Origin of the sequence: Ramlibacter sp. AN1015 (assembly GCF_037726105.1) — a bacterium.
GTDB lineage: Bacteria > Pseudomonadota > Gammaproteobacteria > Burkholderiales > Burkholderiaceae_C > Ramlibacter.
In genome coordinates this window covers 142,872-155,043 of sequence record NZ_JBBJUM010000009.1, presented here as the reverse complement: position 1 = coordinate 155,043, position 12,172 = coordinate 142,872, and the positions used below count along the sequence as shown (strand labels likewise).

General features: G+C 66.7%; 10 protein-coding genes. All 10 read left to right on the top strand.

Annotation, left to right across the window (positions count from 1 at the left end):
• The first annotated feature begins 602 nt into the window (after positions 1 to 602).
• The 10 genes from WG922_RS15520 (at position 603) to ribD (ending at position 12,114) form a co-directional block, all read left to right on the top strand.
• Complete coding sequence (locus tag WG922_RS15520) at positions 603 to 1,415, top strand: lytic transglycosylase domain-containing protein (RefSeq protein WP_340283640.1); 813 nt, start codon at positions 603 to 605, stop codon at positions 1,413 to 1,415.
• A 199-nt stretch (positions 1,416 to 1,614) separates the two neighbouring features.
• Entirely contained in the window at positions 1,615 to 2,859 is a 1,245-nt protein-coding gene (gene glyA / locus WG922_RS15515; protein ID WP_340283639.1) for a serine hydroxymethyltransferase, read from the top strand.
• 6 nt (positions 2,860 to 2,865) lie between these two features.
• Entirely contained in the window at positions 2,866 to 3,312 is a 447-nt protein-coding gene (gene nrdR, locus WG922_RS15510; RefSeq protein WP_340283638.1) for a transcriptional regulator NrdR, read from the top strand.
• Positions 3,313 to 3,411: 99 nt separating this feature from the next.
• Positions 3,412 to 3,987 (top strand): GspH/FimT family protein, encoded by a 576-nt coding sequence (locus WG922_RS15505; RefSeq protein WP_340283637.1) that lies wholly within the window; start codon positions 3,412 to 3,414, stop codon positions 3,985 to 3,987.
• Complete coding sequence (gene pilV, locus WG922_RS15500; RefSeq protein WP_340283636.1) at positions 3,984 to 4,460, top strand: type IV pilus modification protein PilV; 477 nt, start codon at positions 3,984 to 3,986, stop codon at positions 4,458 to 4,460. Before WG922_RS15505 ends, pilV begins: the two co-directional genes overlap by 4 nt.
• Positions 4,461 to 4,462: 2 nt before the next feature.
• Positions 4,463 to 5,521, top strand: coding sequence for a prepilin-type N-terminal cleavage/methylation domain-containing protein (locus WG922_RS15495; protein ID WP_340283635.1), 1,059 nt, complete (start codon positions 4,463 to 4,465; stop codon positions 5,519 to 5,521).
• Between the two features lie 59 nt (positions 5,522 to 5,580).
• On the top strand, positions 5,581 to 6,069 hold the full coding sequence (locus WG922_RS15490) for a pilus assembly PilX family protein (protein ID WP_340283634.1): 489 nt from the start codon (positions 5,581 to 5,583) through the stop codon (positions 6,067 to 6,069).
• Positions 6,056 to 10,531: a pilus assembly protein gene (locus WG922_RS15485; RefSeq protein ID WP_340283633.1), complete on the top strand. Its 4,476-nt coding sequence runs from the start codon at positions 6,056 to 6,058 to the stop codon at positions 10,529 to 10,531. Before WG922_RS15490 ends, WG922_RS15485 begins: the two co-directional genes overlap by 14 nt.
• A 5-nt stretch (positions 10,532 to 10,536) precedes the next feature.
• Complete coding sequence (locus WG922_RS15480; protein WP_340283632.1) at positions 10,537 to 10,977, top strand: type IV pilin protein; 441 nt, start codon at positions 10,537 to 10,539, stop codon at positions 10,975 to 10,977.
• 51 nt (positions 10,978 to 11,028) lie between these two features.
• Positions 11,029 to 12,114 carry a bifunctional diaminohydroxyphosphoribosylaminopyrimidine deaminase/5-amino-6-(5-phosphoribosylamino)uracil reductase RibD gene (gene ribD / locus WG922_RS15475; protein WP_340283706.1) on the top strand — a complete coding sequence of 362 codons (1,086 nt, stop codon included), beginning with the start codon at positions 11,029 to 11,031 and terminating at the stop codon, positions 12,112 to 12,114.
• The last annotated feature ends 58 nt before the right edge of the window (positions 12,115 to 12,172 follow it).

Here is a 12,172-nt window from a genome sequence, read left to right as displayed (position 1 = left end):
GCGCTCCGAAAGAGAAAGCCCGGTTGCCGCCGGAGGCCACAACCGGGCTGGGCGGCTGGCACGAAGCCGCGGCCGCCGACGCGCAAGCGGGCGCATCACGTCCCGCCCCGCCTCGGGAAGCAAAGATTGCTCCCATCGGTCCAGCCACGCAGCCGAAGCGGCGTAGCCGAAAGCGCCCGAACCGATCGGGCGCGGCCAGATTACGCCCGGAGCCGGACCCGTCCAATTCAATGTTCCCAATCGCTCACGGCATCCCTATTGGACATGCTCACTGCACGGAGACTTCGTCCTACAAAACGCGGCACCGGCCCGCCCCTAAATTGCCAAAGATGTCACCGTGCCCCGTTCAGGGACCATGCATATTTCACATAAAAACTGTTGCGCTTATTCTTGACCGTGTATTTTGGCCGGGCCTAGAATCCGCCCGCCCCCCAACGCGGGGGCAACCTCTCACCGCTGCCGAACCCGGCAAAGTCCGAAGCGCCGAGTAGAAGGGCCCTGCTTCAGGCCCGGCCTCGTGACCGCGTGCCAATCAAGACGAGGGAGTCGATCTGCCGGCCTTGGCGCCGTCGATGCCGGCTCTCCGCGAGAAAGGAAGTGCTATGACAGCGCCAGGAAGATTTCTCGAGGGCCTGCGGGTCTTCGGGTCCGATGTGGCCCAGGGATTCTTCGACATCACCCACAACGGCTTCGCCCTGGTCGGCGTCGCGGTAGTCGTCTCCGCTCTTACGCTGGGAGTGCGGCCGGATCTGCGCGAAGCAGGTGAGTCGCACCTCATGGGCTGGCTGCGCGACCGGCAGGCCGACGCCATGGGCTTGGTTCCGGATCTCGCCGGCATCGTCCGCGCCACGGCCGCGGACCCGGGTGAACTGCCCAAGCAACAGGCTGCCGTCGCCTTCTGGCTCAGCCGCAAGTATCGGGTCGCGCCCGAGCCGCTGAGCGCTCTGGTGTCCGAAGCCTACGAACTCGGCGCGCGCACCAAGCTCGACCCTACCCTCATCCTTGCTGTGATGGCCATCGAATCCGGGTTCAACCCGTTCGCGCAGAGTGCGGTCGGGGCCCAGGGCCTGATGCAGGTCATGACCAAGGTGCACGGCGAGAAATACGAACTGTTCGGCGGAAAGCTCGCTGCCTTCGACCCGGTATCCAACCTCAGGGTGGGCGCGCGCATCCTGCAGGAGTGCATCGCGCGGGCCGGCTCGGTGGAAGCCGGCCTCAAGTACTACGTGGGCGCGGCCAACCTGCCCGACGACGGCGGCTATGCCGAGAAGGTGCTGGCCGAGCATGACCGGCTGCGGCAGGTCGCCGCCGGCCGCAGCGTGTCTCCGTTCACCACGCCCCCGCTGCGCACGCAGGCGCCGCCGCGCGACCAGCCCTCGGCCGCCGTCGATGCGCGGCTCGCCGCACTCTTCTGAGCCTGCGCCCCTCGGCTACACTTCGCCCGGTACGCGACTGGCGATAGGCGCGTCGCCCGCCGGCGCGTGCCTCGGCCGGGCGATCGGTGCCGACGTGGGTCACCACGGGGGAGCGTACCGCCGCGGCCGCGGCGCACCGCCGTTCGCCTGGGCAGCCCTCGTTCACGAACAGGGACCACCATCCGTCAGGACTGCCGCCATGTACCACCGCAACATCCTCATCGAGCAAACCGACCCCGAACTCTTTGCCGCGATCCAGGCCGAGAACCGCCGCCAGGAAGAACACATCGAGCTGATCGCCAGCGAGAACTACGCCTCGCCCGCCGTCATGGCGGCCCAGGGCACGCAGCTGACGAACAAGTACGCGGAAGGCTACCCCGGCAAGCGCTACTACGGCGGTTGCGAAAACGTCGATGTCGCAGAGCAGCTCGCGCTGTCCCGGGTGAAGGAGCTGTTCGGCTCCGCCGCCGCCAATGTGCAGCCCCACTCGGGCGCACAGGCCAATGAAGCGGTGTTCCTGGCCTTCCTCAAGCCGGGCGACACCATCATGGGCATGAGCCTCGCGGAGGGCGGGCACCTCACCCACGGCATGGCCCTGAACATGAGCGGCAAGTGGTTCAACGTCGTCTCCTACGGCCTGGACGACAGGGAGGAGATCGACTACGACGCGATGGAGCGCAAGGCCCGCGAGAGCCGGCCCAAGCTGATCATCGCCGGCGCGTCGGCGTATGCGCTGCGCATCGATTTCGAGCGATTTGCCAAGGTGGCACGTGAGGTGGGCGCCATCTTCATGGTCGATATGGCTCACTACGCCGGCCTGATCGCCGCGGGCGTCTACCCCAACCCCGTTCCGCATGCGGACGTGGTGACGTCCACCACGCACAAGAGCCTGCGCGGCCCGCGCGGGGGCATCATCCTGATGAAGCCCGAGCATGAGAAGGCCATCAACAGCGCCATCTTCCCGGGCCTGCAGGGCGGTCCGCTCATGCACGTCATCGCCGCCAAGGCCGTGGCCTTCAAGGAAGCCCTGGCGCCCGAGTTCAAGCAGTACCAGCACCAGGTCGTGCGCAATGCGCAGGTGCTGGCCGAGACGCTGGTGCAGCGCGGCTTGCGCATCGTGAGCGGCCGCACCGAGAGCCACCTGATGCTGGTGGACCTGCGTGCCAAGGGCATCACCGGCAAGGAAGCCGAGGCGGTGCTGGGGGCGGCGCACATGACCATCAACAAGAACGCCATTCCGAACGATCCCGAAAAGCCGATGGTGACCAGCGGCGTGCGCATCGGCACGCCGGCCATGACCACCCGCGGCTTCAAGGAGGAAGAGGCACGGCTCACGGCCAACCTGATCGCCGACGTGCTGGACAAGCCGCGCGACGAGGCCAACATCCAGGCGGTGCGCGAGAAGGTCAACGCCCTCACCCGCCGCTTCCCCGTCTACGGCTGATCGGCCATGAAATGCCCCTTCTGCGGCAACGCCGAAACCCAGGTGGTGGAGACGCGTGTCGCCGAAGACGGCGAATTCATCCGCCGGCGCAGGCAGTGCGCGCACTGCGAGAAGCGCTTCACCACCTACGAGCGACCCGACGTGAGCTTCCCGGTCATCGTCAAGAAGGATGGGCGCAGGGTCGAATTCGACCGCACCCGTTTGCTGGGTTCGATGAAACTCGCGTTGCGTAAGCGTCCGGTCAGCACCGAACAAGTCGATCGGGCGGTCGAGCGGATCGAGGAAAAGCTGCTCAACATGGGGGTGCGCGAGCTGCCTTCGTCCAGCATCGGCGAGTTGGTGATGCGCGAGCTCAAGGCGCTGGACAAGGTGGCCTACGTGCGCTTTGCCAGCGTCTACCGCAGCTTCGAGGACGTCAAGGATTTCACCGCCCTGATCCGCAGCGAGACCTGAGATTCGGCGCGCGAAACACTGGTAGTTCTTACGTCCATAACATAAAAGAAACGTTTCCTTTAGGACTACAAATCCGGCATAGTCCTGCGCATGCAGCGCATGTCTACGCCCGGTTTGCAGGGCCCCGCCGAAGCCGCGGGGATTACCCTGCTGGAACTGCTGCTGGCCGTCGCGCTGCTCGCTCTGCTGGCCACACTGGGCATCCCCAGCTTCCAGCGCCAGCTCGCCTCGAGCCGTCTGTCGGCGGCGGCCAACGACCTCGGCTCTGCACTCGCGCTTGCCCGCAGCCAGGCCATCCAGAAGGGCGTGCGCTTCACGGTGTGCCGCAGCCTGGACCAGTCCGAGTGCGACACCGGCGCACGCGACTGGTCCACTGGCTGGATCGTCTTCCAGGACGACAACGGAAACCGCACCCGTGAGGCGTCCGAGGCCATCACCCTGGTGGCCCACGCGCTGCCCGCTGACATCACCGCACGTGGGAACGCGCCGGTCGCATCCAACGTGTCGTTCCGGCCAAGCGGCGAAGCGCTGCAGGCGGGCACCTTGCGGGTGTGCAGCAGCGCCGCGGCCCTGGGCGACAGCCACCGCACGTCCGACCTGATCCTCACGAACAGCGGACGCGTGGTCACGGTGCGCTCGTCTCCGGTCCTCTCGACCTGCCCGAATCCGACATGACAACTCCGACCCCGCACCGCCGACGCTTGCGCCCGCCGGGCCAGCGCGGCATGTCCCTGCTCGAAGTGATGGTTGCGCTTCTGGTGCTGGCCTTCGGGGTGCTCGGCCTCGTGGCCTTGCAGACGCGCACGCTCAAGGCGAACGTGAGCGCCCTGCAGCGCAGCCAGGCCTCGATGCTGAGCCACTACATCCTCGACGTGATGCGGGTGGACCGGGAGCAGGCGCGGTTCGGCGCCTACAACACCGGTGACGACGTCCGGTGCGCCGCCGGCACAGCGACCGGCACTCCGACGCTCGCGGAATCCACCCTGCGCGACTGGATCAACGACGTGAAAGGCAGCATCGGCGACCGCCCCAGCACCTGCGTCTGGGTGCGCTGCACCGAATACCACTGCAGCGTCCAGATCCGCTGGGACGACAGCGCCTCCGGCGGCTTGTCCGAGCAGCAGCTGACCATCGCCTCGCGCATCTGAGCATGAAGCACGCCCGCTTTTCCCGTTCATGCCAGCGCGGCGTCGGCCTCGTCGAGCTCATGGTCGCCTTGCTGGTAGGCCTGCTGCTGCTTACCGGCGTGCTGGGCGCCTACCTTTCTCAGCGGCTCGCCTACCGCACCCACGAGAGCCTCGCCCGCTTGCAGGAGAACGGACGCTTTGCCTTCGAGCTCATGATGCGCGAGGTGCGCGACGCCGGCCAATTGCCCTGCGGCGCCGCGCTGACTGCGAACGTCCTGCGCAAGGCGCCGCCGGCGGTCACTTACTGGTGGGCCGATACCGACGCCGGCATGGTGCGCGGTTTCGACGGCGTGAGCGGCGCCGGCGTCGCCAGCAATTCCGTCGTCGCAGTGGGCACCGCGACGAGCGAGCGCATTGCCTCCACGGACGCACTACTCCTGCTGCGCCCCACCGGTGCCGATCAGGGGGTGGCCCGCATCGCCGCGCACGACCCCGCAACAGGCACGCTCAGTGCCGCAGCGGACAACGGTGTCGAGTCCGACGACATCGCCCTGCTGTGCGACCCGCACAGCAGCGCACTGTTTCAGATATCGACCTCGACCTCCTCGGGCAAAGCACTCAGCTACCGGGGCGCCCCCTCCCTCAATTGCACGACCGACCTGGGCGCGGTGGTCGCGCCGTGCACGGACACCCACCCCAAGACCTTCGAAGCGGGCGCGATCGTCGCCCGCTGGGAGCCCGCGTTCTGGTACATCGGCGCCAATGGCCGGGGCAGCCGTTCGCTGTACCGCGCAACCATTCACAAGAGCGGCGCCACGCCCGGCTCGCGCACCATCCAGACCGCCAAGCACGAGATGGTCCCCGACATCGACGACCTGCAGATCGATTACCTGCGCCGCCTGCCGGGTGGCGACCTTGCGAGCACCTGGGAGAGTGCCGCCGCCATCACCAGCTGGAACGATCCCGACAGGCCCGTGCTGGCCGTACGGGCGCGCCTGACGCTCGTCGCCAACGATGGCGCCGGCTCTCTTCTCGCCCGCAGCCTCGTGGCCGTCGCGGCACTGCGCAACGCCCAGCCGTGACCGCGCGCCGCAGCATCCCCGCCCGGCTCCGGCCGCGCCGCGACGCCCAGCAAGGCTTCGTGCTCGTCGTCTCCCTGGTCATCCTGCTGGTCATCCTGGTGCTCGCCACGGCCGGGGTCCGGCTCACCGCCAGCGAAGAAAAGATGGCCGGCCACAGCTACGACCGCACTCTCGCGTTCCAGGCGGCCGAAGGCGCCCTGCGCGAGATCGAGGGGCGTGTCGCATTGACACGGCCGACCGCGGCGGGCGCTTGCGCCGATGTGCCCGGCGACGGCTTCTCGGTGCTGACCTGCCCGCCACCGGCAGGCAACGACAAGCCCAGATGGGCGGACGCATCCTTCACCCAATGGGGCACTGCCAGCCCCATCGGCATCGACCAGTTGTCGATCACGCCCACCTATGTGGTCGAGTACCTGGGAGCGAGCTTTCCCTGCAGCGCAGACCCCACCGATCCGCCCGCCTGCAAGCGCTATCGCATCACCGCGCGCGCCAACGCCGGCCCCGAGCGCGCCGCCGTCACCGTGCAATCCATCTATGCCACCGATTGAACTCCGCCCCAGACGTACTTTGCTGCCCGCGATCAGAAGGCAATGCGCGTTGTGGCGCACTCCGGCCGGCACCACCGCAGCCCTTCTAGCCGCAGCGTTCACCATCGGCCAGGCCAGCGCCGGCATCGACATTCCGCCCACGCCGCTTTCGGTCCGAACACCCGCGAAACCCATGGTGATGTTGGTCGCCGGCAAGGACCACCGCCTCTTCTATGAAGCCTACAACGATGCCAGCGACATCAATGGGGACGGGAAGCTCGATCTCCGCTTCAATCCATCGACGACATACCTGGGTCTGTTCAATTCGAACTACTGCTACACGCATACCGGCGGCGGTACCAATGCCGACTTATTCAGTCCGTCCAGCCGCGTCGTGGGCGAGCTGGGCCACTGCACCAACAGCTGGTCGGGGAACTGGCTGAACTACGCCACGACCAGCCGCATAGACGCACTGCGCGTCGTGCTCTACGGCGGCATGCGCGAGGTGGACACCCTCAGCAGCACGGTGCTGAGGCGCGCCTATATCCCGCAGGACGGACATAGCTGGGCCAAGGAATACACCAGTGAATCCGTCGATGGCTACCGGATCGATCGCTACACGCCCCTGGCGCAGCCGTCCCCGAACAGGCGGCACTTCTTCGGCAACGTCACCGCGAACGCCGCTGTCAACTGCGCGGTCATCACGAACTGCAGCGACCTTCCTCCATGGCTATCGATAGTCGCCAACTCGAACAGACGCGTATGGCAGTGGGCGTCGGGCGAAGGTCCTGTCTTGCGGGATACCACCCACGCCGGAACAAGGACCAACCTCACCGTTCGGGTGCTGACCTGCGCCAACGGGTTCACCGACGGCTGCAAGCGATACTCCGATCAGACCGCCAAGCCCATCGGCTTGCTACATGAATATGGCGAAAACGACGCCATGCTCTTCGGCCTCCTGAGCGGCAGTTTCGATCGCAACATGGCAGGAGGGCGGCTGCGCAAGGTGGTCTCCTCGTTCGCGAACGAAGTCGACAGGCAGAGTGGGCGGTTCACGCGCATCAACGGCATCGTCAGCACTTACGACGCTCTGCGCATCCGGGACTTCAACAACGGCTCACGCAATGGCTGGTACCGGGGCGGCGCACTGACGAATACAGCGGCGCGGGAGGGTCAGTTCCCCGACTGGGGCAATCCGGTCGGCGAGATGATGTACGAGGCGCTGCGCTATTTCGCAGGCAAGGCCACGCCCACTCCGGATTACAGCGGTGCAAGCACGCTGGATCAGTCGCTCGGCATCTCCGAAGTGCCGTGGGATGACCCGTATGCCACCACCAGCGCTGCGAAGGCACCGTCCTGCGCTCGGGCCAGCCTGCTCGTCGTGTCCGACAGCAACGTTTCCTACGACTCCGACCAGGTGCCAGGGTCCTATTTCAATCCAGCTTTCGTGGGTGACCTCGCTGGCTTCGATGCGCAAGCCGAGGCGCAACGCATCACGGACTGGGAGTCACAGGTGCGCGGCGCCCGCTTCATTGGTGAATCGGGGAAGTCATTCGACTCTGCGCCCACCGCAAAGGCCGTCGAGTCCTTGGGCACCGTGCGCGGACTTGCCCCAGAAGAGCCGACGAAGCAGGGTAGCTACTACGCCGCATCCGCCGCTGCCTTCGGCAAGCGTACGGATTTGAGAGACACATTACCCGGGAAGCAAAACGTAGAGACCTTCGTAGTCGCCCTCGCTTCTCCGCTTCCGCGCATCGCAGTTCCCGTGCCCGGAGGCGGCAATATCACCGTTGTTCCGTTCGCCAAGACGGTCGCCAGCCTTGATGGGCACGCGTTCACCCCTGGAAAGGGAGCATTCCAGCCCACCAACCAGATTGTCGATTTCTACGTGGAAGAGATCGCCAACCTCGAGAACGAAAAGCCGAACCCGGCCATCAACGGAGGTCGCTATCAGGCGAAGTTCCGAATCAACTTCGAAGACGTGGAACAAGGAGCAGACCACGACATGGATGTCGTGGTCCTGTACACCGTCAAGGTCAACGCAGATGGCACCGTGACCGTGGAGGTGCGCCCCGAGTACCAGGCCGGAGGCATGCAGCACCGCATCGGCTACGTCATCTCCGGCACGACCGACGATGGTGTCTATCTGGAAGTACAGGACGAGTTGCCTCTTCGCACGGTCGCTCCCGGCGTGAAAGAGCCGGTCGATATCCCGTACTTCCTGAACACTCCACCCGGGCGCTTACCAGGCCACTGCGACGGGTCACCGATGCCGGAGGATTGTGGTCGGCTGCCATACCTCGGCTCCAATGGGGAATTTGGCCGCGGCAACCATGCGGTTCGCACCTTTTCTCCCCGCACGGGCTTGGCTGCCAGCTTCCTCAAGGATCCTCTTTGGTTTGCGGCCAAGTGGGGCGCTTTCGTCGACCGCAATGGCAATGGACGGCCCGACGAGAAAGCCGAATGGGATGTCAACGGCGACGGGATGCCGGACGCCTACGCACTCGTGCTCAACCCCGGGCAGCTGCGAGCATCGCTGCGCAGCACGCTCGAGAACATCGCTTCGCGCGTCAGCAGCGCAAGCAACGTGGGCGTCAATAGCACGAACATCTCAGACGGCTCGCTGCTGTTCCAGGCGCAGTTCAACAGTGCCCAATGGTCTGGTGATGTAGTTGCCTCTCCGATAAGCAAGGAGGGACTTGGCGCAAGGGCCGTCTGGCGAGCCTCGGAGGCGCTGCCTGCATGGTCGGATCGAGCCCTGTACATGCGCACCACTGCCGGTACGACGGTGCTCCTGAACCAGTTCGAATCCCTTCCTACTGCCGACAAGGAGGCACTCGAAAGCGCTTCCGTACTTGATTGGCTGCGCGGCAATCGCAAGGGCGAGGTGCAGTTCGGCGGCTCCTTGCGCAATCGCGCATCGGCCCTGGGCGACTTCGTGCACTCATCGCCACATTACGACCAGGCGGCAAAGGTCTTGTACGTAGGGGGCAATGACGGCATGCTGCACGCGTTCGATGGCGCGACCGGTGCCGAGTTGTTCGGCTTCATTCCCCAAGAGGTCGTAGGGCGGCTCGCTGGCCTGTCACGGCCAGGCTATAGCCACGAATACTTTGTCGATGGGGACGTGGTGGTCGGACCTCGCTCGACGCGGTCGGCTGGAAGCGCCTACCTCTACGCTCTGCTCGGTCGCGGCGGGCGCGGTCTGTTCTCGCTCGATGTCACCAGGCCGCGGGAGTTCTCGCGCGCAGCGTTCAGATGGGAGTACACACCGAGTGCATCGGTTGCCGCCGCCAAGGACCCGCACCTGGGTCACATGCTTGGGCGTCCCCTGGTTGTCGCGCTGAACAACAACAAGATCGGCGTGCTCGCCGGCAATGGCTACAAGAGCATTGGTGGACGCGCGGTGCTGTACATCTTTGTCGTCAACGAGGACGGCAGTCTCGACCGGGTGCACACGCTCGACACCGGCGAGGGAAACGACAACGGCCTCGCCGGGCCTGCGGTCATCGATCAGAACAACGATGGAACCGCCGATATCGTCTATGCCGGGGACCTGAAAGGCAATGTCTGGAAGTTCGACATCAGCGCTCGCGAGCCCTCCGCCTGGCGTGTACTGCACGGCGGTAAGCCCATGTTCCGCGCCGTCGATCCCGCGGGGCGCCCCCAGCCCATCACTGCACCACTCACGCTCGTCCGCAAGCCCGTGCGGCCCGGCTCAGGCGACGCGCATGACGGACGCCTCTTCGCCATCTTCGGCACCGGCTCATATTTCCGTGCCGGGGACCCGGCAGAGCGCAGCACCCAGACCTGGTGGGGCGTGCTCGCCGATACGACGATTCCCATACCCGGGCGGAATGCGCTGCGCAAGCGCGGGATCGCGGCCACTGGATCACTGCGAGGCGTTGCCGTGCGCGTCTTCGAAGCCGGCAAGGACAAGGATATGGAGGGAACGAGTGGGTGGTACCTCGATTTCACCGGCGGGCAACCGGGCGAGCGCATCGTCACCCAGAGCAAGATCGCAGACTTGCCGCCCACGATGGCGATCGTGAGTTCGCTCTACCCTGTTCAGCACGACCCCTGCATCCCCGGCGGCGGAGGATTCCTCAACGTGATCCAGGCATTCACTGGCGCCTCGATCGAGAAGAGCGCGTTCGACGTGGACGGCGATGGCAAAGTCGAGAATGACCACCTGAACAGCGATCCCATAGGTTCTGCAGACCTCGGCATCGGCCTGCCTTCAGAGGTCACTATCGTGGACATCGAGGGTACCCGCGACAAGCTTGTTCTGGTCGGCGGTACGGGCGACTTGAGCAGCGGCGGGCAGTCTTCGTCCGCCGCAGGAACGTCTGAGTCGGCCAGCACCGGGTTTGCCAACTCCAAACCGTCAAGCACGCTCAGCGTCACGGCAATGCCCAACGAAGGCAAACCCGCACGCACCTTCCGCGGCCGCCTCTCCTGGCGCGAAGTCTGGAAGGAGTGAGCGCCATGCCTTCGCGCCCAACCGTCCACGCGCTGCACCGCATGCGCGGCTTCACCCTGATCGAGCTGATGATCACCGTGGCCATCATCGCGATCCTCTCCTCCATCGCCTATCCCAGCTACCAGTCCCACGTGCGCAGCACGCGGCGCGCGTTGGCGACGGCCTGCCTGCAGGAGCTCGCCCAGCAGCTCGAGCGCCGCTACACCATCACCATGACCTACGTCGATGCGGCCGCACCGATGCCGGTGCGCACGTGCGTCGGCGACCTGGCAGGCCACTACCGCTTCCAGTTCGCCACCGGCCAGCCCACCGCGGGCACCTTCACCGTGGAAGCCGTACCCGAAGGCCCCCAACTGGCCGATGCCGGCTGCGGCAAGCTCGGCCTGCGCCACACCGGTCTGCGCGAGCGGGGCGGCACGGCCGATGTAAAGTCCTGCTGGCGCTGACGTCGGCGCTGCCACCAGCCTCCTGCATTGACCCCCGCACCACGCGACTTCATGGCCGCGGCGCTCGCCCTGGCCGAGCGTTCGCTCTTCCTGTCCAGCCCCAACCCCCACGTGGGCTGCGTCCTGGTCGATGCCGCCGGACGCGTGCTCGGCGAAGGCTTTACCCAGGCAGCCGGCAGCGCGCACGCCGAAGTCATGGCGCTGCGCGATGCGCAGCAGCGCGGCAACCCGGTCGCCGGCGCCACCGCCTATGTCACCCTGGAGCCCTGCGCGCACACCGGCCGCACCGGCCCCTGCTGCGATGCGCTGGTCGCGGCGGGAGTCGCCCGCGTGGTCGCGTCGCTGGAAGATCCCAATCCGCTCGTCGCAGGCCGCGGCTTCGAACGCTTGCGCACGGCCGGCGTTGCCGTCGAGGTCGGACCGGGCGCCGCTGCCAGCCGCCAGCTCAACATCGGGTTCTTCAGCCGCATGCGGCGCGGCACCCCCTGGGTGCGCATGAAAGTCGCCGCCTCGCTCGACGGCACCACCGCGCTGGACAACGGCGCCAGCCAATGGATCACTTCGGAGGCCGCACGCACCGACGGCCACGCCTGGCGCGCGCGGGCCTGCGCCGTGCTCACGGGCATCGGCACCGTGCTCGAGGACGACCCGCGGCTGGACGTGCGGCTGCCCGACATCTCCCGGCAGCCACGGCTGGTGGTGGTGGACAGCCGGCTCGAGCTGCCCCTGGAAGCTCGCCTGTTCGAGCCCCAACGCGAGTTGCTGGTCTACACGGCCAGCACCGACGCGGCCCGCCGGGCTGCGTTGCAGGCCCGCGGCGCTACCGTCGTCACCTTGCCCGGGCCTGGGGGCAAGGTCGATCTTGCCGCCCTGCTGGCCGACCTCGGCCGCCGCGAGGTCAACGAGCTGCACGTCGAGGCGGGCCACAAGCTCAATGGCTCGCTGGTGCGCGAGCACCTGGTGGACGAATTCCTCGTCTACCTCGCGCCGCGCCTGCTCGGCCCGGGCCGCGGCATGGCCGCTATCGGCCCCTTGCGCGAGCTCGCCCAGGGGCCGGAGCTGGCATTCCACGCCTGCGAACGGATCGGGCCCGACCTGCGCATCCTCGCGCGCGTGGCCGGTCGGGACAGCTTCTGAGCGCACTGCCGCGCTCACCGGGTGCGCCGCGCCCCTCGGGATGTGTGCGAGATTCCTG